General features: G+C 47.8%; 29 protein-coding genes. 27 read left to right on the forward strand and 2 right to left on the reverse strand.

Annotated elements, in window-relative coordinates:
- Positions 1-173: 173 nt before the first annotated feature.
- Positions 174-992: an XRE family transcriptional regulator gene (locus tag MDMS009_RS15765; RefSeq protein WP_008290350.1), complete on the reverse strand. Its 819-nt coding sequence runs from the start codon at positions 990-992 to the stop codon at positions 174-176.
- Positions 993-1,097: 105 nt separating this feature from the next.
- Between MDMS009_RS15765 and MDMS009_RS04955 the strand changes: the two genes are divergently transcribed.
- Positions 1,098-1,382 carry a hypothetical protein gene (locus MDMS009_RS04955; RefSeq protein WP_043887910.1) on the forward strand — a complete coding sequence of 95 codons (285 nt, stop codon included), beginning with the start codon at positions 1,098-1,100 and terminating at the stop codon, positions 1,380-1,382.
- On the opposite strand, the gene MDMS009_RS04960 is transcribed toward MDMS009_RS04955, so the two are convergent.
- Positions 1,383-1,835 (reverse strand): hypothetical protein, encoded by a 453-nt coding sequence (locus tag MDMS009_RS04960; protein WP_008290335.1) that lies wholly within the window; start codon positions 1,833-1,835, stop codon positions 1,383-1,385.
- Positions 1,836-1,850: 15 nt separating this feature from the next.
- Between MDMS009_RS04960 and MDMS009_RS04965 the strand changes: the two genes are divergently transcribed.
- The 26 genes from MDMS009_RS04965 to MDMS009_RS05085 all read left to right on the forward strand — a co-directional run bounded on the left by MDMS009_RS04965 (position 1,851) and on the right by MDMS009_RS05085 (position 18,538).
- On the forward strand, positions 1,851-2,420 hold the full coding sequence (locus MDMS009_RS04965) for a hypothetical protein (protein WP_008290339.1): 570 nt from the start codon (positions 1,851-1,853) through the stop codon (positions 2,418-2,420).
- Positions 2,413-4,581, forward strand: coding sequence for a transposase domain-containing protein (locus MDMS009_RS04970; protein WP_008290354.1), 2,169 nt, complete (start codon positions 2,413-2,415; stop codon positions 4,579-4,581). Before MDMS009_RS04965 ends, MDMS009_RS04970 begins: the two co-directional genes overlap by 8 nt.
- A 50-nt stretch (positions 4,582-4,631) precedes the next feature.
- Entirely contained in the window at positions 4,632-5,396 is a 765-nt protein-coding gene (locus MDMS009_RS04975) for an AAA family ATPase (RefSeq protein WP_008290142.1), read from the forward strand.
- A complete protein-coding gene (locus MDMS009_RS04980) occupies positions 5,393-6,004 on the forward strand; it encodes a hypothetical protein (protein WP_008290358.1) in 612 nt (203 codons plus the stop codon). The genes MDMS009_RS04975 and MDMS009_RS04980 overlap by 4 nt, the downstream gene beginning before the upstream one ends.
- Positions 6,004-6,225 carry a hypothetical protein gene (locus MDMS009_RS04985; RefSeq protein WP_008290147.1) on the forward strand — a complete coding sequence of 74 codons (222 nt, stop codon included), beginning with the start codon at positions 6,004-6,006 and terminating at the stop codon, positions 6,223-6,225. The genes MDMS009_RS04980 and MDMS009_RS04985 overlap by 1 nt, the downstream gene beginning before the upstream one ends.
- Positions 6,225-6,404, forward strand: a complete 180-nt coding sequence (csrA, locus tag MDMS009_RS04990) for a carbon storage regulator CsrA (RefSeq protein WP_043887800.1) — start codon at positions 6,225-6,227, stop codon at positions 6,402-6,404. The genes MDMS009_RS04985 and csrA overlap by 1 nt, the downstream gene beginning before the upstream one ends.
- Entirely contained in the window at positions 6,401-6,733 is a 333-nt protein-coding gene (locus tag MDMS009_RS04995) for a hypothetical protein (RefSeq protein WP_043887799.1), read from the forward strand. The genes csrA and MDMS009_RS04995 overlap by 4 nt, the downstream gene beginning before the upstream one ends.
- Positions 6,734-6,735: 2 nt before the next feature.
- The gene (locus MDMS009_RS05000; RefSeq protein ID WP_008290127.1) at positions 6,736-7,005 is read left to right on the forward strand and encodes a hypothetical protein; all 270 of its coding nucleotides are present in this window, start codon (positions 6,736-6,738) and stop codon (positions 7,003-7,005) included.
- A gap of 13 nt (positions 7,006-7,018) precedes the next feature.
- A complete protein-coding gene (locus MDMS009_RS05005) occupies positions 7,019-7,636 on the forward strand; it encodes a DUF3164 family protein (protein WP_008290166.1) in 618 nt (205 codons plus the stop codon).
- Between the two features lie 8 nt (positions 7,637-7,644).
- Positions 7,645-7,869 carry a hypothetical protein gene (locus MDMS009_RS05010; protein WP_008290122.1) on the forward strand — a complete coding sequence of 75 codons (225 nt, stop codon included), beginning with the start codon at positions 7,645-7,647 and terminating at the stop codon, positions 7,867-7,869.
- 362 nt (positions 7,870-8,231) lie between these two features.
- A complete protein-coding gene (locus tag MDMS009_RS05015) occupies positions 8,232-8,783 on the forward strand; it encodes an HD domain-containing protein (protein ID WP_237700449.1) in 552 nt (183 codons plus the stop codon).
- Complete coding sequence (locus MDMS009_RS05020; RefSeq protein WP_008290338.1) at positions 8,780-9,388, forward strand: regulatory protein GemA; 609 nt, start codon at positions 8,780-8,782, stop codon at positions 9,386-9,388. Before MDMS009_RS05015 ends, MDMS009_RS05020 begins: the two co-directional genes overlap by 4 nt.
- A 16-nt stretch (positions 9,389-9,404) precedes the next feature.
- Entirely contained in the window at positions 9,405-9,779 is a 375-nt protein-coding gene (locus MDMS009_RS05025; protein WP_008290342.1) for a hypothetical protein, read from the forward strand.
- A complete protein-coding gene (locus MDMS009_RS05030; protein ID WP_008290124.1) occupies positions 9,779-10,687 on the forward strand; it encodes an AAA family ATPase in 909 nt (302 codons plus the stop codon). Before MDMS009_RS05025 ends, MDMS009_RS05030 begins: the two co-directional genes overlap by 1 nt.
- A gap of 75 nt (positions 10,688-10,762) precedes the next feature.
- A complete protein-coding gene (locus MDMS009_RS05035) occupies positions 10,763-11,083 on the forward strand; it encodes a hypothetical protein (protein WP_043887798.1) in 321 nt (106 codons plus the stop codon).
- Positions 11,084-11,251: 168 nt separating this feature from the next.
- On the forward strand, positions 11,252-11,797 hold the full coding sequence (locus tag MDMS009_RS05040) for a glycoside hydrolase family 108 protein (protein WP_008290134.1): 546 nt from the start codon (positions 11,252-11,254) through the stop codon (positions 11,795-11,797).
- Positions 11,784-12,362 (forward strand): 3TM-type holin, encoded by a 579-nt coding sequence (locus MDMS009_RS05045; protein WP_008290135.1) that lies wholly within the window; start codon positions 11,784-11,786, stop codon positions 12,360-12,362. Before MDMS009_RS05040 ends, MDMS009_RS05045 begins: the two co-directional genes overlap by 14 nt.
- A gap of 2 nt (positions 12,363-12,364) precedes the next feature.
- Positions 12,365-12,592 (forward strand): TraR/DksA family transcriptional regulator, encoded by a 228-nt coding sequence (locus tag MDMS009_RS05050; protein ID WP_081443580.1) that lies wholly within the window; start codon positions 12,365-12,367, stop codon positions 12,590-12,592.
- Complete coding sequence (locus MDMS009_RS05055) at positions 12,593-12,928, forward strand: DUF2730 family protein (protein ID WP_008290353.1); 336 nt, start codon at positions 12,593-12,595, stop codon at positions 12,926-12,928.
- Positions 12,925-13,215: a VpaChn25_0724 family phage protein gene (locus MDMS009_RS05060; RefSeq protein ID WP_008290323.1), complete on the forward strand. Its 291-nt coding sequence runs from the start codon at positions 12,925-12,927 to the stop codon at positions 13,213-13,215. The genes MDMS009_RS05055 and MDMS009_RS05060 overlap by 4 nt, the downstream gene beginning before the upstream one ends.
- Positions 13,212-13,385: a hypothetical protein gene (locus tag MDMS009_RS16230; protein ID WP_008290347.1), complete on the forward strand. Its 174-nt coding sequence runs from the start codon at positions 13,212-13,214 to the stop codon at positions 13,383-13,385. The genes MDMS009_RS05060 and MDMS009_RS16230 overlap by 4 nt, the downstream gene beginning before the upstream one ends.
- Complete coding sequence (locus tag MDMS009_RS05065; RefSeq protein ID WP_008290117.1) at positions 13,385-13,933, forward strand: DUF3486 family protein; 549 nt, start codon at positions 13,385-13,387, stop codon at positions 13,931-13,933. The genes MDMS009_RS16230 and MDMS009_RS05065 overlap by 1 nt, the downstream gene beginning before the upstream one ends.
- A gap of 3 nt (positions 13,934-13,936) precedes the next feature.
- A complete protein-coding gene (locus tag MDMS009_RS05070; protein WP_008290169.1) occupies positions 13,937-15,463 on the forward strand; it encodes a terminase large subunit domain-containing protein in 1,527 nt (508 codons plus the stop codon).
- 2 nt (positions 15,464-15,465) lie between these two features.
- Positions 15,466-17,031: a DUF935 domain-containing protein gene (locus tag MDMS009_RS05075; protein ID WP_008290130.1), complete on the forward strand. Its 1,566-nt coding sequence runs from the start codon at positions 15,466-15,468 to the stop codon at positions 17,029-17,031.
- A complete protein-coding gene (locus MDMS009_RS05080) occupies positions 17,024-17,320 on the forward strand; it encodes a Gp49 family protein (RefSeq protein ID WP_008290712.1) in 297 nt (98 codons plus the stop codon). Before MDMS009_RS05075 ends, MDMS009_RS05080 begins: the two co-directional genes overlap by 8 nt.
- Positions 17,321-18,538 (forward strand): PBECR2 nuclease fold domain-containing protein, encoded by a 1,218-nt coding sequence (locus tag MDMS009_RS05085; RefSeq protein WP_008290145.1) that lies wholly within the window; start codon positions 17,321-17,323, stop codon positions 18,536-18,538. It abuts the gene before it with no gap.
- The last annotated feature ends 21 nt before the right edge of the window (positions 18,539-18,559 follow it).

Here is an 18,559-nt window from a genome sequence, read left to right on the forward strand (position 1 = left end):
GACAGATGGATTAAGTAAGACGGGATATAACGGGATTTAATGGTTTTAAATGGGAAGAAGCTTTTAATAATGAGGGTTTGAGTAACATTTAAAGCTTATTTAATAATTAATTATGGATCGCGATCATTTTAAATATAGTAAACATTTAGACACATGAATTGCGATCAAGCTCATTAGTGACGACGACCACTCCAAACAACTCGCCCAATAATCGAAAGCTCGTTCTGCAAATCAAAATCCAGTGATATCTCAAAAGGCTCATAAGCTGGATTATCACTGGTAACCTTTAACCGCTGACTTGGTAGGCGCTGTAGCCGTTTAACTAGTAATGACTCACCCATTCTGATTACATAGATGCCGTCACGTTTAGCAACGTTGTCAGTGTGATCAACGAGTATAACGTCGCCTGGACGCAATGCAGGCTCCATGCTCTCACCTTCTACATAAATCAGATATAAATTAGCTGGGCTGCTGTGTAGCTCGTTATATATCCATTCTTTTTTGAATATAAGTGCATCAGTTTCCTCTTCCTCGTGAATGACATAACCGTTGCCAGCTGATGCTTTTACATCAAACAGTGGGATGTGGGCGAATGTTTCCATAATGCTACCAGTTCCTGCTGAATAGTCTTTGATGCTCGATCCCACTTCTTCGTTGGAAGTGGGATCGACTTGCCCCACTTTAGATTTTCGATCCCGCTTTTCATAAGTTTCTGATTCGTTTGAATTTCTATGTGTTGATGATGAATTATCATCAACATCTAAGTGGGATCGAGTTGGAAAGGTTTCGTTCCCCGTCAGCACGTAATACGAATTAAACCCAAGCCCTAATATTTTTTCTAAATAAATAGCATCAGGGCTACGTTCACCTTTTTCATATTTGGCTTGTGACTGCCTTGTGATTCCAACAAAGTCAGCAACATCCTGCTGGGTTAAGCGTAGACGCTTACGCTCCTCTAGTATTCTGCCGCCAATGTAAACTAATGATTCCATTACAAGCCCTTGACAATGTTATTTTATGTGTACATAATTTTTGCAGGTGTTATGTTTTGTTTGCATTTATGTAAACGCTTATATATTTAATTACGGATTGTAACAATGAACTACAAGCAAATACATCAAGCATTGAAAGCCAAAGGTCTTTCTTGGTTAGTCGCTGGTGAAGTAATTGGTTGCACTCATCAGCATGTAATGAATGTTTGTGCAAGACGAGCGGAAAGTTTAAGAGTTGCACGATCAATATCCGTGCTAATCGAGAAAGATATTGCAGCAGTTTTTCCGGATATTCCCCGCTATCAGTCTGATGTAAAAACTGATCGCCAAGCCAAAATTGATCAAGCAAAAGCGCGTCTGGCAGAAGCCGGTCTTGCTGAGAGCGCCTAATCATGGTTGATAACTATCCGCATCAAGAGCACTTACATCCGCAAAAAGCACGCGCCCACAAAGCAGTTCAAACCAACGGCGATTCCAGTTCGGCGGCACAAGGTAAGTATCGGCTGGATGAGTGCGCTTCAACGTCGCAATCAAACTTTTTAGTTGATAAAGACGGAATGCCAGTTTCTCCTGGGTTTGGTGATCCAGATCGCCAATCTGCTTACAAAGCGTCGCGGATGAAGGCGGCAATACGTTTTCAACAACTTGCCAAGCAACAGTCTCAGCGAGTTGTGGAAGTTCCTCTGAATTGTCCGGTTCACGTATGTCCGATTTGTCAACTTTCAATGCTTTTAAAAAAGCTGATAGCTCGGATAAAAGCATGGTCGATGAAATGATGATGAATCCATCATTCTGCCCGTGTAAATACGCGGCACTGACGGGTGCTGGTCTGGTTGTTTTCACTTTGTTATCTCCTGTTTGGTTAAAACGCAGAACCAGCCTATCCCGTGCAGTACTGCCGCAACAATCAATAAATTTGGAAGTGGTGTTGTGATGAGAATTCCAAAAAGTAAGGTGGCTTGGAAACGCATCCAGCCGAACAATATAAAAGACGCGCTGCGGCTTAATAAAGAGTACGCCAGACAGTTCAAAAGGCTAACTGTTCCAGCTATCGCTGAACTGATGGCTGTCAGTGAAGACCGCTTATACAAATGGCTCTCTACTGGTGATATGCCAGTCAGTTTTATCCCGGCATATGAGCATATCTGTGAGATGGATTATGTCACCCAATATCTGGGTTACCGAAGTAACAAGCTGATGATTCAAATCCCCACAGGGAAAAAAGTGGATGAACTAGGTTTAGCCGAACTACAGCAGCTTTCTGCAGATGCAATGAGTTTGCTAATCAAGTTTTATCGTGAGGGTGAGTCGGTAGATATCCTTACTTCAGCGCTCACTCGACTGTTAGCTGGCGTGGCATACCACAGAGAAAATGTTATCTCTCAGAGTCAGCCAGGTCTAGATTTTGAGGGCGGTGAAGATGACTGAACAAAACAGGGAATGGTTCACAGCAACTGAATTAGCAAACAAACCAGGTCTTCCAAAGTACAAGCGTGGCGTTAATCAGCAGGCCTCAAAACAAGGCTGGAATACAAGGCAAGTAAAAGTAAGAGGTGGATCAGCAAATGAATACCACCTTTCCAGCCTGCCAGTAGAAACTCAGGCCGCGTTGATAAAACAACACCTGCCGACCCCAGTTAAGAGCAGCTCGGAAAGCACTGAATTTAGCTACGATCCTCAAGCATTATGGCAGCACTATGACAACAAGCCACAAAAACAAAAGGACGCAGCTCAGAACAAACTCAACCTGCTTTTGCAGGTCATGGCTCTGACAGAAAACGGTGGCGCCACACTTAAGAATGCCTTCTTACTGGTGGCTGATCAAAACGACATTAGTGAACGCACCATGCAAGGCTGGTATCACGGTACCAAGAGCAAGAAAGGGGTGAAATTCTATGCTCGTCAAGACTGGTTAGCCGCGCTGGTACCCGGCTTTGTTGGCCGAACGGTCACAGCAGATATGGATACTGAGGCTTGGGAATTTTACAAAGCCGATTACCTTCGCCTGGAGCAGCCAGAGTTCGAAGCCTGTTACTACCGACTACAACGTACTGCAGCCGAACAAGGCTGGAAAATCCCCAGCAAAAAAACACTGGAACGTCGCATCAAAGCCATACCGCTGGCAACCCGCGTTTATCTACGTGAAGGTGAAGCCGGTTTGATCAAACTGTTTCCTGCCCAACAGCGAACAGTCCAAGAGCTACATGCGCTTGAGTGGATCAATGGTGATGGCTACCAACACAACGTGTTTGTTCTATTGCCAAATGGCGATGTAACGCGCATGAAAACGTGGTTCTGGCAGGACGTCTACAGCCGCAAAATACTGGCTTACCGCGTCGATGAATCAGAAAACACCGACTCAATCCGAGCCAGTTTTGGCGATGTTGTGGATCAGTTCGGCATACCCGAACACGTCACTATTGATAACACCCGCGCTGCAGCCAATAAATGGATGACCGGTGGCGTTAAAAACCGCTATCGCTTCACCGTAAAAGAAGATGATCCACTCGGCCTATTCCCTACGCTCGGTATCAAAGTGCACTGGACATCAGTGATTGGCGGCAAAGGACACGGTCAGGCTAAACCTGTCGAACGTGCCTTTGGTGTTGGTGGTCTTGGTGAATATCTGGACAAGCATCCTAAGTTTGAAGGTGCCTATACCGGCCCAAACCCAATGGCCAAGCCAGAAAACTACGCCAAAAAAGCGGTACCCATTGAAACGTTCCTAGCAGTACTGGAACAAGAAATCATTGCTTGGAATGCCAAACCGGCTCGACGCACTGAAATCTGCAACGGCACAAAAAGTTTTGATCAAGCTTTCACCGAAAGCTATCAAACCGCCGTTATCAAAACAGCTAACCAAGAACAACGTCGCATGTGGCTGCTGATGGCTGAAGCCATCAAAGTGCAGAAAGATGGATCATTTAATCTTGATGCCGGATCAGCCACAGGACAAGGCAAAAACCGCTACCACGCGCCAGCGTTGCTCGACTTTGCAGGCCAGAAGATTACCGTTCGTTTTGACCCTCAAGCGCTGCATGAAATCGTCTATGCCTACACCTTAGATAATCGCTATATCGGTGAGGCGCAATGTATTGAAGCTACTGGGTTTGGTGATACTGAAGCGGCTCGAAGCTTCAACAAGCATCGCACTCGCTTTATCAAGGCCACCAAGCTGGCAGCGAAAGCCGAAGTCGCGATGGATGCAATGGAAGTGGCAAGTCGCCTGCCTTTGCAGCCACAGCCTGAAGTCGCCAACCCGAAAGTGGTCAGACCACTTCGCCCAGCGCCAGAACTAGGCCGACACATACCGCAGCCACAACTAACTGACGAACAAAAACAGGATCTGGCTACATTCCAAGCCGAGTTCCAACAGCCACAAGAGCCTGCAGCACAAATCATAAGAAATGATGACCCCAGAGCGCGCTACAAGCGTTGGGTCAATTTAGACCGTCGGTTGCGAGAAGGGAGTCAACTCTCAGCAGCTGATCAGAAATTCTGGGCGATGTACCAGAAAGGCGATGAGTTCCGCTTTATGAGCGAGTTCAGCGCTGACTTTGAGAGCTTCGACGAAACTGTCGAGGCATAAAAAAACAAACCCGCTGGCAGGCGGGTAAGTAAAACGTGATGAGGTAAATAATGACAACAAATCAAAACGTGGTCAACTTGGGAGACAGAGTCGAAGCCTCTGTCACCACGGCACCACTGAAAAACGTCATGCTCTGTACACGATTGCTGGAACAAGCGATGAATCGCCCAGCACATCTACCAGGTATGGTCACTTTCTTTGGCCCGAGTGGCTGGGGTAAATCGTTTGCTGCAGCTTATGCAGCGAATAAATACCGCGCTTACTACGTTGAATGCAAAAGCACCTGGACAAAAAAAGCGCTGCTCCTTTCCATTCTCAAAGAAATGGGCATCCAGCCAGATAAGACCAACTATGACATGGTCGAGCAAATCAGTCAGCAGCTGGCGCTGAGTGGTCTGCCGCTCATCATCGATGAGATGGATCACATCGTCGAAAAGAAAGCCGTCGAAGTAGTGCGTGACATTTATGAAGGATCAAACGCTGCCATCCTGCTGATCGGTGAAGAGAAGCTCCCGACCAAGCTGCTCAAGTGGGAACGGTTCCACAATCGAATGCTGGCTTGGCAAGGCGCTCAACCTGCCGATCTGGAAGACACACGACAACTGTCCCAACTTTACTGCCCGGACATCACCATTGCTGATGACCTGCTCGAACGCATCCAGCGTGAAAGCATGGGCGTCGCCCGTCGAATCTGCGTCAATCTCAACCAAGTTCAGCAAGCCGCCTACTCAGCTGGTACCGACCAAATCGACGTCAAACTCTGGGGTAACCGTCCCCTCTATACCGGCGACGCACCCAGGAGGAAGGTTAAATGACACAGCCTGTTCATATCACAAGAGCAAACGGCAAGCTGTCAGGTAGAGATGCCTGCTGGCAAGCCATACGTGAATTGAAAGTGTTTTCTTTACTTGACCTGGAAGCACACACCAGTGATCACAAACAGCTGAATGAAGTGAATCGCCGAACAGCCAGAACCTACGTGATAGGGCTGGAAGGTGCTGGCTATCTGGAACGCACCACCAAGCGCATGGGCGGTGCCATTGTCTGGAGGCTGACTCGTGATGTCGGTGTGAATGCACCTCGCGTCAACCGCAAAGGTGACCACGTCACTGGTGGCGAGAGCCGTGAACAGATGTGGCGAACCATGCGAATTCTGAGTGATTTCAGTTGGCGTGATTTGGTGGCATCAGCCTCTACGGAAGAAACACCTATCGAACCGAACACTGCCAAGGATTACATCACCTTTCTGGCTAAGGCGAATTATCTCAAAGAGATAATCCCAGCCAACCATGGTGGTGGTCTGGCGCGATACAAACTATTACCCGCGATGAATACCGGTCCAAAGCCGCCGATGATTCAACGCATTAAACAAGTCTTTGATCCCAATTTAAACAAGGTCGTATGGCCAAAGGATGGTGAGTAATGGATGAAGCGACAGTAGACGTAATTCAACAATTAATGGCATGGCACCAGAAACGAGTTGATGAATTGCAGCTGATAGTGGATCAAAAAGGTGCCTCTATCAAAATCGGTGAAGAGATTGAAATAACCGATCCGGAGGTGCTCAAAGGCGTTCATTTAGGCGTGAAGATTAGTTTGTCACTGCTTGGCAAGTTACCCATTTCATTAAAGGAAGGTGAGTAATGCTGATTTTAACAAGACGTGTGGGCGAAGCCCTGATTATCGGTGATGACGTTGTCGTGAATGTGCTTGGTACCAAAGGTAATCAAGTCCGGATCGGGGTTGAAGCCCCAAAAGATGTCTCTGTTCATCGTGAAGAAATTTATAACCGCATTCAGAAAGAAAAGGATGACAACAAATGAGCGACTGGAAACAAGTACTCAAAACCGAATGTGAGAAAACATCACAAGCCAAGGTGGCCGCTGTTCTCAGACAGAATGATGGCTTTCCTTCACCAACCGTGATTAACCAGGTCATCAAGAGTAAATACCCCGGCAGAACTGACCGACTGCAAGCACTCATTGAAGGCAAGTTTATGTCCGGCAGTGTGCAATGCCCGGTGGTTGGTGCTATCCCCAGCGACCAATGCATTGAATACCAAAGCCGCCCGTATGCAGCAACAAACCCGACACGCATTCAACTTTATAGAGCCTGCCGTGGCGGCTGTGAACACAGCAAAATTGGAGCCTAATCATGAACAAGAATTTGGGTAACGACATCATCAGCAAAAAAGTAGAAGACGTTCGCCACTGCTTAGCAGAACTAGCACGACGTGGCCTCACCATTACCGATATCAACATCGGTGAAGCCAGAAAGCCGACCATCACCATCGTCGGCTACAACGACAGTCCAGGTGGACTTAAGGGCGGCACAAAAACCCGCATTAAAACCGGCCTACGTCGTCTCGAAACCTACGCCACAGAAGTCAGCGGCTGCCAGGTGCAGTGGAAAGTTGTGGCTTAAACAGGAGTAACCCATGAATACAGCTATCAATACAGAGCAACACAAGGTGAACGCACAAGGTCACCTTGTACCCATTAGCAAAATCAAACAAATCGATCTGGATCGTGATGATCTTATCGAAGAACTGTTTGGTAAGGCCGAGTTGCTGCGAGAGCAGATGGTCGCCTTCAAAGCTCAGGCGATGAATGACGTTTATGCCTTCGTCGAGCTTGTTGCAGAAAAATACGATGCCAAGCTCGGTGGCAAAAAAGGCAATATCAGCCTCACCAGCTATGACGGTAAACGCCAGATTCGCATTCAAATGGCCGAGCTGTTGCACTTCGATGAGCGTGCTGAAGCAGCTAAATCCCTGATTGATGAATGCATTCAAGAATGGTCAGAAGGCAGCAACGACAATATCAAAGCCCTGGTCGATCACGCCTTCAAAACCAACACTGAAGGCCAGCTTAGTGCTGCCCGAATCCTCGGACTGCTGCGGCTGGAGATTGACGATCACAAATGGAAGCAAGCCATGGAGGCGCTGAAAGATTCGATGCAAATCACTGGCTCCAGCGCCTATGTGCGTTTCTATTACCGCCCGACCACCGAGAGCAAGTTTCAGAATCTGGCTCTCGATATGGCTGCTCTGTGAGGTCTTCTATGGAAATGATTGTATTCGAAGACAGGGGCCAGGACTTTCTGGAGTGGGACATCGATGAAGATGGCGTCGTTGTTGATTCAAGACCATTTCAGGCTGGTATCTGGAGTGGCACGTTTGTATCAGACATAAAAGTTGGTGAGCGACCAACCGTCACCAGTCCCCGTGATGGGGTTCAACGACAGTTGAAGTATCGCGTCATCGATATTCAGCCTAAATCCGCTTAACCAACGGCGCGTCAGCAGACAGGTGGTGCCAGCAAAAAACTAACAGACTGCAGCTGAGACGGTGGGTTTTATAACCTTTCTCCCCGCCGGGCAACGCCGACTGATCCACGAGACGGATTACTTAGCCCCTTCGTTGGGGTTAAGGCAGTGAAAAATCCGGGAGATGATATGGATGAATTAAGGAACCCAATCTGTTTTGCACGTTGCATCTGGCGGTCGCTTAGTCGTGGTCGGTATATATCTGGTCACAAGTACAAAACAGCAAAAGAGGTTACACCGGAAAACATTCATATCCTCCGCTGTAAACATTGTGGCCATAACTCCATTGCATGGAGCTGGGGATCGTTAGAGGAATCCAAATAATGAACATGAAAGAAGCAAGCGAGATGCGACCAGACATACTCACTATCAGTGGTGAATACTTTAACTTTATGTGTCCTGAAGAGTCTGAGTTCGACATTTACGTTGCCGCTCATGGCCTATCAAACATTTGCCGCTTCGCTGGCCACACTAATAAGTTCTACAGCGTAGCCCAACATTCGGTTTATGTGTCTGAAATTGTACCGCCTGAAATGGCTTTGCACGGACTGCTGCATGATGCCGCAGAGGCGTTTGTTGGTGATGTGGCCAGACCACTGAAAAACCTCTTGCCCGATTATCGTGAAATAGAGAAGCGTGTTGAAAAAGCCGTGTTAGGCCGTTTTGGGTTAGACGCTGAGATGCCTGCAGAAGTGAAGCACGCAGACTTGGTCTTGTTAGCCACAGAGCAGCGTGACTTGATGGCACCACACGATGATGAATGGCCGTTAATTAAAGATATTGAGCCATTAAAAAAAGCCATTGAACCAGTGTCTCCCAGCACAGCGTTTTTAATGTTTGTTGGCCGTTATCTACAAATCGTGGGGCAGCTATGAGTTCAAGACAAAAGCTAATCCAGCTTGTTCATATCGGCGCTAGCCGCTTGTTTAAGGACGAAGAAGCTCGTCGCACATGGCAAGGAGACCATACCGGTGAACGTTCGTGCAGCAAGATGACGGACAAAGAATTGAAACATTTAGTCAATTTGCTACGTGATGCCAAAGCGATTAAACCACCTAAACGCGCAGGCAGAAAGCCATTCAATCGCAGCCCGTATATGGCAAAAATTGAAGCCTTACTGACCGATATGCAACTCAGTTGGGAATACGCTGAAACCATAGCCTGGCACGTCACCGGTGGTAAAGGCCATGCAACAACAGGCCGTCCTGGTATTGAACGTCTGGAGTGGGTGCACAAGCGTCAGCAGTTTGAAGCGATCATTGCCGCGTTATATCAGGAACAGAAAAAACGCAGCCTGCTGCAAACCGTTGAGTACCTACTGGATGCCATGAACCTGAGCGAAAGCTATGTCGAGAAGCTGGTAGCAGGCCGTGCGAATGCCAGCAAGTGGCGTCGTAATGTGCCGCTACTCAATGCCATCGTCGATCACCTTAATGACAAAGTCGCGTTTGAACGTGCCACTCAAGTAGCGCTGCCATAAGCAAGGTACCGAGCCAGTGAATTTACCTGATTATTTACCACCTGTAGCCAGAGAGATAGCCGATGTGATCGGTCTTGATGGACTGTTGCGTCTGGTGAAACAGTTCGGTGGTGTCACTATTCGAGTGCCGGGGCAAGGTGACCTAAAGCAAGTGCTTAGTCCAGATCAATACAAACAGTTCGTGCATACCTTCCGTAATGAGAAAATCGCCATCCCCAAGCTTCAAGCAAGGCTATACCAAGTGGATCTGGCAGAGACAAGCCGTCTGCTTGATCAAGGCTTTACCAAAGCAGAAGTCGCCCGGACACAAAAAATTACTGAACGCGCTGTCTACAAACGCCAGGCTAAACAGCGTCAACTTGAAAATGACAAACAACAGGATCTCTTTTAATGTTCGATTTTATCAATCCACTCACAACTGATGACTTCAACGATAGTGTTGAGTTTTTATACCCTAATTTTTTGCCTAAAAAACAAATCACTATGATCTATGCCGATGGCGGCATGGGTAAAAGCTGGTTGCTTTTCGGGCTGGCAAAATATGCCACTGAACACAACAGTGGTAGTGAGCAAGGCGCGATGAATGTGCTGTACATCGATGTCGATAACCCCATCAGTGTGCTGAAAGAGCGTGGCATCGAACATAAACTGATCGAAGCCTGCCCGAATCTAACCTACTCGCACCGCAGTAAGTTCAATGGTGAGCCACTCGAACTGCTGGATGAGCTTGAAAACAGAGCCTATGGCAACGCGTTTAAAAACATGCTGCTGATGCTGGACAGTCTCAGAGACTTTGGTGATATCAATAATGACCTGACAGCCATGCGGATCGGCAACAAGCTGAAAAAGATACGTGACGCCGGTGCCACCATTATTGTGTTGCATCACTCCACCAAGAACGGCAGCAACTATCAAGGATCAAACAACCTACGTAACAGCGTCGATAATATGTACCGTCTTATCAAAGCGGACTCGCCCGAAGGTGAAATTCGCTGGCTGCTCGAAGTTAAAAAAGAACGTGCTGCCATTGCCAATATCGCACTAAGAATAGAAGTGGCAGATCTGTTTTTAACCGAACTGGATCTCGACGAAGTCACACTCAACGATGAAGAAAGAGCGTTTATCGACAAGGTAAAAACCGTGCTGAAGGAGCAAGGTAGTTTGAATAAAACCAAGCTACTGGACGCCTGCGGTCACAAAAAAGATGATAAAACCGCCCGTGATAGACTAGATCGCTTTGACCGTATTCACTGGCAATCTGAGAAAATAAAAGGTGCTTACACCTATAGTTTGGTTTAACAACCACTACAACGCGAACAACCTATCTGCTAAGTTGTAGCGGTTGTATCGGTTGTTGATAAAAGGAACTTAAAAATGAAAAAACTCGCTTTTTGTATCTATGCGCTACTACTTTCTTCATCAGTTTTTGCAGCCGATGACTCACTCTTCCAGCCATGGTGTGATGCTTTCACTGCTCAGGGTATGGTGAGTTTGGCAGCGAATCGCATTTATGGCAGCCCCAGTACATTGAATGATGAGCAGTATGAGTCGCGTAGTAACTGGGTAAATAATAGCTACCGAATGGCAGCTGAGAGATTTGCAGCCCGTTCCGGGCAGAGTTTTGAAAAAGTAGATATGGATGCAATGTCAAACGGTTGGGTTCAACGGTGTCAGCTGAAAGACCAAGTCCAATGAATCTTATAGGTAAATTTCCAGCTTGGTTATAACTTCCAGCCAGTCTGAAAAAAATAACTCAAGATTGCCCAGACTTCTAAAACCTGCTTAACTAAATTGTAGTAACACCCCAGCGCCCTGAACTCATTCAGGGCGTTTTTGTTTGTGCCAGAAAGCATCATGCAACCCATGGACACAAACAAAACCTACCCAGAACTTTTCCTCAAAGCAGTCAATCATGTCTTGAAGATTGAAGGCGGCTATGTGGATGATCCAAACGATGCCGGTGGCGAAACCAACTACGGCATCAGCAAGCGTCAATACCCCCATCTTAATATCAGACTGCTGACATTAGATGATGCCATTGCACTCTATTTCCGTGACTACTGGCAAGCCTATGGCTGTGGCGATTTGCCACCAGTCATTGGTTGTTTCTTGTTTGACTCGGTAGTAAACCACCGGCCCAAAACAGCAATCAAATTCCTTCAATGCGCTTATCGCGTGGAAGTAGATGGTGTGATCGGTGATGAAACGCTTGGCGCTATCAGACGTTTCGCTAATAACGAAGACTACCTTACTAACAAGCTCACTCTCAGCCTTGCCTATCGGGCTGACTTCTATCATGACCTCGCCGTTGAAAACCCATCACAAGAACGCTTCATTATGGGCTGGATGCGCCGTCTGTTTGTGTTGCAGCAATTTATCAATACAGAGGTGACTCATGGAGCCGATTAGCATTGCTTTAGGATTAGCGCAATTCGTGCCGGGGCTAACCCGGCTTTTAATGGGGGATAGGGCTGGTAACGTCGCTGATAAGGTTGTTAAAGCAGCCAATGCAGTAACGGGCGCAGGTAACGCTGATGAAGCCTTAGCCAAAATAAAGCATGATCCAGAGCTTCAACTAAAACTGCAAAAAGAAATGAACGTTATCGTTCTCGCCGAACTAGAAGCCGAGAACAAGCAGTTGGCCACCATCAACGCCACCATGCGAACCGAGTACACCTCTGGCGATTCATTCGTCCGTCGCTGGAGACCTTTCTTCGGTTACACCATTGCCGTGACATGGTTTGTACAAATGTCTGCTTTGGGCATTGTGATCGTTATTTCACCGAATGACGCTCCTGCTGTTATCAATGCCATGGTCAACCTATCTGGTATGTGGGCAATCGCGCTTGCTGTGCTGGGTGTCTCAGTGAAAAAGCGTTCTGATGATAAACAAGTGTCAGCCGGACAAACGCCACCTCCGGGCGTATTTCAGAATCTATCTACTCTTTTAAGCCGTAACAAGGAAAGTAAATAAGCATGGTGGACGTGTTCGACCGCGCCCAGGAGCGCGAACAAAAAGACAGGGATATCGCGATTCAGACGGTGCTTCGAAGTAGCAGAGAAACAGAACAACCTGATGAAGAAAACGGTATTCGCTATTGCTTGGATTGTGGTGAGCCGATTCCAAATAAAAGACTGGAAGCAAGACCAGACGCGGTGCGCTGTGTGGACTGTCAAAACATTAAGGCTAAGCGGGAGCGATAAATGGAATTAGATTACACCGCATACAGGTTTTGGTTTGATGTGTTTCTGGCTTTTTTGTTTGCAGGTAATTGGGTTTACACCTGGCTAATCAATCGCCATCGCGTGAATAAAACAGAGATTAAAGAAGTGAGCCAGCAGATAGTTAAAGTAGTTAGCCGAATGGATATCGTTGAAGAGCGAATGAATGGTGCACCAACGCATACCGACCTTAGCAATATCTACAATCGCATGAATGGAATGAGTGAAAACATCAGCGAAATGACTGGCTCTTTGAAAGCCATGACAACCCAGCTAACGCTAATCAATGACTATCTGTTACGAGGAGATAAGCGGTGAGCTTTAATCAAATACTCACAGAATCTATTCGTCTTGCCTTATTGCAGGCATTGGAGCAAGACCCTGGCTACTCGCATAACGAAAACATCTTGCAAATGATTTTGGCCAGTGTTGGTCATGATGTGTCTGCTGATCGTGTTCGTACCGAATTGCGCTGGCTGGAAGAGCAAGGTCTGCTGGCGATTACAACGGTTGGTGAATTGTTGATTGCCAAGGTGACTCAGCGTGGCGTCGATGTTGCGCTGGGGCGGAGCCGAATTGATGGTATTGGGAGAGCGCGACCATGATTAGAAAATTAAAGAACTGGCTGTTACAGCAAGATATAAAGAGCTTCGGCAAAGAAGTGTTAAAGAGTGTGGTTATTTTTTGCTACATCATTGCCGCTGGTTATTTCTTTGGTGTTGGGATGTCACATTCTTATTCACCCATCACCATCAGCGTAGAGACGACTGAATAATGGCTCGCGCCTCATCCATTGAGCAATTGCCAGCCGATATTCTGGAGCAGCTGCAAACCCTGTTGCGAGATCCGCGAGTCTCACAACTGGATGCCACAGCACAAATCAATGCCATCCTTGAACAGCTCGGCACTGATGATCGCGTCAGCAAGTCTGCGGTCAATCGATATGCCGTCAAGATGAAAGATGTCGGAGCCAAACTACAGCAATCACGCGAACTGGCCAGCATGTGGATCGGCAAGCTGGGCGCTGCACCGCAAGGCCAGGTTGGTAAGTTAGTCAATGAAATCATCCGCACGATGGCGTTTGATTCAGCAATGCATATGGCTGAAGGTGATACCCCTGTAGAGCCAAAAATGCTGGCTCAATTGGCACTCGCTGTTCAGCGACTGGAGTCAGCGGCCAATATGAATGAAGAGCGAGAGAAAGCCATCAGAGCCGAAGCCGCTAACGAAGCTGCAGCGACAGCTGAAAAGTCTATGGTCAGCCAAGGCATGAGCCAAAAAGCAATTGATTCAATCAAGACAGAAATACTGGGGCTGGGTTAAGCGATGGGCGCTGCTTTAGCCATATACAAAGATTACGATCCGAATGATGTCCTGCTGCCATATCAAAAGAACTGGATGGCAGATGACAGTATTCTTAAGCTTGCTGAAAAGTCACGACGTACAGGTTTAACTTGGGCTGAAGCAGCCGATCAAGTATTAGCCGCCTCATCGTCAAAGGCTGCGGGCGGTACCAACTGCTACTACGTTGGTTCTAATAAAGAGATGGCCGTAGAGTTTATTGATGCTTGTTCGATGTGGGCTAAGTCATTCAATAAGGCTGCCTCAGCCATTGAAGAGGAAATCTTTGAAGATGAAGACAAAGATATTCTCACCTTCACTATTCGCTTTGCCAGCGGCTTTAAGATTCAGGCACTCAGCTCACGACCCAGCAATATGCGTGGTCGTCAGGGTAATGTCTGCATTGATGAGGCGGCATTCCATGATGCACTTGATGAGCTTTTAAAAGCTGCGTTAGCTCTGACGATGTGGGGCAGCAAAATTCGAATCATCTCTACGCATAATGGCGTAGAAAACCTGTTCAATGAACTCATCGAAGACAGTCGATCTGGAAAAAAAGATTACAGCGTTCATCGAATCACACTGGATGATGCGTGTGAAATGGGTCTCTATAAACGCATCTGCCAAATTCAGAAAATTCAATGGACACAAGAAGGCGAAGACGAATGGAAAGCTGGGCTTCGTAAAAATACTGCCAGTACCGAAGATGCCGAAGAAGAATATGACTGCGTCCCCAAACAAGGCGGTGGCACCTATATCAGCCGCGCCCTACGTGAGTCCCGCATGCATGATGTGCCGGTGCTGCGCTATTCCGGTACCGCCGAGTTCAACCTGTGGCCAGAGCATCTTCGCCAGGCAGAAATGCTGGCCTGGTGTGAGGTTAATTTAAAGCCGCTTTTAGACCAGTTAAATCCCAATTTACGCCACGTTTTAGGCGAAGATTTTGGTCGCTCCGGTGACTTAACCGTGCTGACACCGATGACCATCAGTCAGCAGCTCAGGCGCGTAGTGCCATTTATGGTTGAACTGCACAACGTGCCGTTCAAGCAGCAAGAGCAGGTGCTGTTTTATATCTGTGATCGTTTGCCTCGATTCAGTGCGGCCAAGCTGGATGCCCGTGGTAATGGTCAGTATCTGGCAGAGCAAGCCAAGTACCGCTATGGCGTCAATGTGGTCGAAGAAGTGATGCTTAGCCAAAGCTGGTACCTGGATAATATGCCCAAGTTCAAAGCTGCGTTTGAGGACGACACCATTCTTATCCCGCGTGATGCCGATGTCGCAGACGATATCGGTGCGCTGCAAGTGATTAAAGGTGTACCGAAATTGCCCGATGGTAAAACCGATGCTGCCAAAAGCCGACACGGTGACGCAGCGATTAGTTTGGTCATGGCGCATGCTGCCAGCTTTGATTTGGCTTCACCGATTGAGTGGACAGCAGCCCCCAGCAAAACCGAACGCGACAACCCCGACAACGACTACAGCAGCCTGATGCAAAAAGGCGGTGGATGGTAACAATGGAACAAGTAAGAACAAGTCAAATCGTAGATGCCGCTGGTAAGCCAGTACAGGTGCGAGAAGCACTGAGTGAAGAGCAAACATCCAAGCTCGGCTTTATCAGTAAAGAGTTTGAGAACCATCCTTCAGGTGGTTTAACACCACGCAAGTTAGCCAGCATTCTGCAAGCAGCTGAACAAGGCAATCTGGTCGAACAGGCCGACCTGTTTGAAGATATGGAAGAAAAAGATGCCCATGTCTTTGCGGAAATGAGTAAGCGAAAACGGGCGTTGATGGGTGTCGATTGGGATGTGGTCGCACCGCGTAATGCCGATAAAAAAGAAGAAGCGCTTGCCGAAGAGGTCAAAGAGTGGCTGCTTGACATGGAAGACTTCGAAGATCACCTTTTCGATATCGGTGATGCGATTGGCAAAGGCTATTCGATGCTGGAACTCGGTTGGCATAAGCTGGGTAAAACGCTGTTACCAACGCTAGAGCATCAATCAGCACGCCTATTTACCATCGATGAAAATGATCGCAAAAAGATTCTGCTGCGTAACAGTGGTGGCAGAGGTGATGAATTGTGGCCGTTTGGCTGGGTAACGCATGTTCATAAAGCCAAGTCTGGCAGCATTGCCCGTGGCGGTTTGCATCGTATCCTCGCATGGCCATACCTGTTTAAAAACTACAGCATTCGGGATCTGGCCGAGTTTCTGGAAGTCTATGGCATACCAATGCGACTCGGCACTTACCCCAGCGGTGCCAGTGATGAAGAAAAAAATACCTTGCTTCGCGCCGTCATTGGTATCGGCCACAGTGCTGCAGGCATCATGCCCGATGGTATGGATGTCGATTTTAAAGAGGCCGCCAAGGGAGCCAGCGACCCATACCAGTTTATGATCAACTGGTGCGAGTCGGTTCAGTCTAAAGCGATTCTCGGTGGCACCTTAACCAGTACGGCACAAAATACCGGTCTGGGTTCTAACCTGGGTGATATCCATAATGAAGTGCGTCATGATCTGCTGGTCAGTGACGTGCGGCAAATTGCTGGCACCTTAAACCGTGACCTACTTTGGCCAATGGTTGCACTCAATATTCCCGGTGCCGATCCACGCCGTGGCCCACGTATCAAGTTCATCTCTGAGGAAGGTGAAGAACTTAACGAACGCGCCGAACGCGATAAGCTTTTGTTCGATATGGGCTACCGGCTTAACCAAGAAAAACTGACGGAGATCTATGGTGAAGGCTATGAACCGGTTCCAACTAACACCCCTGAACAAAATGATGCTGCACGCCCGAATGCCGCCGCTACCGCTGCAGCCAAAGCCGGTGATAATGAAACAGAGTTAGATGGTGTTGTGAATCAACTGGCAACACAAGCACAGTCACCGTTAGACGACCTTTATAACCGTATTAAATCCTTATTAGAGGAAGTGGATGATAACGGTGGCACGCTAGAAGACTTTCAGGATCGCCTGGTCGAAGCATTCGGTTTTCTTGACCCGGAAGAACTTGCTGACGTGATTCAAATGGCGCTGGCCACCGCTGAGCTGGCTGGGCGTTATGAGGTGTCTGAAAATGACTGAAATAGAAAATGAAATTCAAAAGAAAGAACTTAACGCTCCAAGGTTAACTCCAGATATGCTTCAGGCTGTAATCAAGTCAGAGCAGTATCACGTATTTGAAGGAAGCCAATTAACTGTCTGCTGCTTAACTTTACAAAATGGCTTTACTGTAACAGGTGAATCAGCTTGCGCTAGTCCAGAAAACTTCGACGCTGAAATAGGTGAGAAGATAGCCTATGAGAATGCCAAAAATAAAATCTGGCAACTGGAAGGTTATCTGCTGAAGCAAAAATTGCATGAAGCTGGCTAAATGAACATCAATTACGGCTCCATGCCTTTCAATAAAGCGGTTGATGCGTTTCGTGACAAGCTGAACCTGCCGACGGCATCCTGGACAGATATCTATGAGGGCCAGCATGCCCGTGCCTTTGTCATTGCCGGGGCGATGAAAGAAGACCTGCTTAACGATTTTCGTTCATCAATGGACAAAGTGATTACTGAAGGCATGAGCCTGAAGGACTTTCGCAAAGACTTTGATCAGATAGTCAGCAAGCACGGCTGGGGCTATAACGGTGGTCGCAACTGGCGCAGCCGGGTTATCTACGAGACCAATCTGTATCAAAGCCATAACGCTGGTCGATATGCCCAGATGCAGCAAGTCAAACACACTCGACCATTCTGGCAGTACATACACAATGATGCTGTCGAGCATCCACGGCCAGAGCATGTAGCCTGGGACGGATTAATCCTTGATGCCGACGACCCATTCTGGCAGACCCATTACCCCCAGAACGGCTGGGGTTGCAAGTGTCGGGTCAGAACACTCAGCAAACGCGATATGGATAAGCTCGGTAAAACTGGCCCGGATAACGCTCCTGCAGTAGAACTGGAAGATAAAGTGGTCGGTGTCCGAGGCCCGTCGCCTCGTACCGTAAGCGTACCCAAAGGTGTTGATCCGGGCTTCGCCTATAATCCAGGCAGAGCCGCTTTTGGTGAGCAGCTGGCTGATGATGTGATGGCGCAATACACAAAAACACGCACTCAGTGGACAACGCTCACACCACAAGGCTGGGCTGAAGCTGGCAGAGAACAACAGATACCTTTCACCAAGTCGCCGGTGAAGTTGGGATCACGCTTAAATAAAAAAGCAGAAGTATATGAGCAGCTGCAAAAACAAGTGGGTGAAGAGAAACTCTACACCCCCGGAGGCTTACCGTTTCTGCTCAACAGCAAGGCATTATCAGAACATATTGATCCCGCCCGTGCTGAGTTCCTGCCGTTACTGGACGACTTGCTGACCAATCCTTATGAAGTCTGGTTATCGTTCCAGCAACACAACGGCACTGGCAAAGTGGTGCTGCGCTCTCGCATTGTCAAAGCCTACGATATCGGTAAAGGCCGGTACCTGGTCGCGGTGGCCAATGTGAGAAAGGGGTTACTGGAAAGCTGGACGTTTATCCCGACATCACGCCGTAATTACCTGAACAGTCAGCGTAAGGGGTATCTGGTGTATGGGGATGAAGAATGATGGGGCCACTTTTCCTGACGC

The organism is Methylophaga thiooxydans DMS010, from assembly GCF_000156355.1.
In the GTDB taxonomy this organism is placed as follows: Bacteria; Pseudomonadota; Gammaproteobacteria; order Nitrosococcales; family Methylophagaceae; genus Methylophaga; species Methylophaga thiooxydans.

Coding starts and splice junctions, on each gene's coding strand:
- MDMS009_RS15765 (WP_008290350.1), bottom strand. CDS start 992: ATGGAATCATTAGTTTACATTGGCGGCAGAATACTAGAGGAGCGTAAG.
- MDMS009_RS04955 (WP_043887910.1), top strand. CDS start 1,098: ATGAACTACAAGCAAATACATCAAGCATTGAAAGCCAAAGGTCTTTCT.
- MDMS009_RS04970 (WP_008290354.1), top strand. CDS start 2,413: ATGACTGAACAAAACAGGGAATGGTTCACAGCAACTGAATTAGCAAAC.
- MDMS009_RS04975 (WP_008290142.1), top strand. CDS start 4,632: ATGACAACAAATCAAAACGTGGTCAACTTGGGAGACAGAGTCGAAGCC.
- MDMS009_RS04980 (WP_008290358.1), top strand. CDS start 5,393: ATGACACAGCCTGTTCATATCACAAGAGCAAACGGCAAGCTGTCAGGT.
- MDMS009_RS04985 (WP_008290147.1), top strand. CDS start 6,004: ATGGATGAAGCGACAGTAGACGTAATTCAACAATTAATGGCATGGCAC.
- csrA (WP_043887800.1), top strand. CDS start 6,225: ATGCTGATTTTAACAAGACGTGTGGGCGAAGCCCTGATTATCGGTGAT.
- MDMS009_RS04995 (WP_043887799.1), top strand. CDS start 6,401: ATGAGCGACTGGAAACAAGTACTCAAAACCGAATGTGAGAAAACATCA.
- MDMS009_RS05000 (WP_008290127.1), top strand. CDS start 6,736: ATGAACAAGAATTTGGGTAACGACATCATCAGCAAAAAAGTAGAAGAC.
- MDMS009_RS05005 (WP_008290166.1), top strand. CDS start 7,019: ATGAATACAGCTATCAATACAGAGCAACACAAGGTGAACGCACAAGGT.
- MDMS009_RS05010 (WP_008290122.1), top strand. CDS start 7,645: ATGGAAATGATTGTATTCGAAGACAGGGGCCAGGACTTTCTGGAGTGG.
- MDMS009_RS05015 (WP_237700449.1), top strand. CDS start 8,232: ATGAACATGAAAGAAGCAAGCGAGATGCGACCAGACATACTCACTATC.
- MDMS009_RS05020 (WP_008290338.1), top strand. CDS start 8,780: ATGAGTTCAAGACAAAAGCTAATCCAGCTTGTTCATATCGGCGCTAGC.
- MDMS009_RS05030 (WP_008290124.1), top strand. CDS start 9,779: ATGTTCGATTTTATCAATCCACTCACAACTGATGACTTCAACGATAGT.
- MDMS009_RS05035 (WP_043887798.1), top strand. CDS start 10,763: ATGAAAAAACTCGCTTTTTGTATCTATGCGCTACTACTTTCTTCATCA.
- MDMS009_RS05040 (WP_008290134.1), top strand. CDS start 11,252: ATGGACACAAACAAAACCTACCCAGAACTTTTCCTCAAAGCAGTCAAT.
- MDMS009_RS05045 (WP_008290135.1), top strand. CDS start 11,784: ATGGAGCCGATTAGCATTGCTTTAGGATTAGCGCAATTCGTGCCGGGG.
- MDMS009_RS05050 (WP_081443580.1), top strand. CDS start 12,365: ATGGTGGACGTGTTCGACCGCGCCCAGGAGCGCGAACAAAAAGACAGG.
- MDMS009_RS05055 (WP_008290353.1), top strand. CDS start 12,593: ATGGAATTAGATTACACCGCATACAGGTTTTGGTTTGATGTGTTTCTG.
- MDMS009_RS16230 (WP_008290347.1), top strand. CDS start 13,212: ATGATTAGAAAATTAAAGAACTGGCTGTTACAGCAAGATATAAAGAGC.
- MDMS009_RS05065 (WP_008290117.1), top strand. CDS start 13,385: ATGGCTCGCGCCTCATCCATTGAGCAATTGCCAGCCGATATTCTGGAG.
- MDMS009_RS05070 (WP_008290169.1), top strand. CDS start 13,937: ATGGGCGCTGCTTTAGCCATATACAAAGATTACGATCCGAATGATGTC.
- MDMS009_RS05075 (WP_008290130.1), top strand. CDS start 15,466: ATGGAACAAGTAAGAACAAGTCAAATCGTAGATGCCGCTGGTAAGCCA.
- MDMS009_RS05080 (WP_008290712.1), top strand. CDS start 17,024: ATGACTGAAATAGAAAATGAAATTCAAAAGAAAGAACTTAACGCTCCA.
- MDMS009_RS05085 (WP_008290145.1), top strand. CDS start 17,321: ATGAACATCAATTACGGCTCCATGCCTTTCAATAAAGCGGTTGATGCG.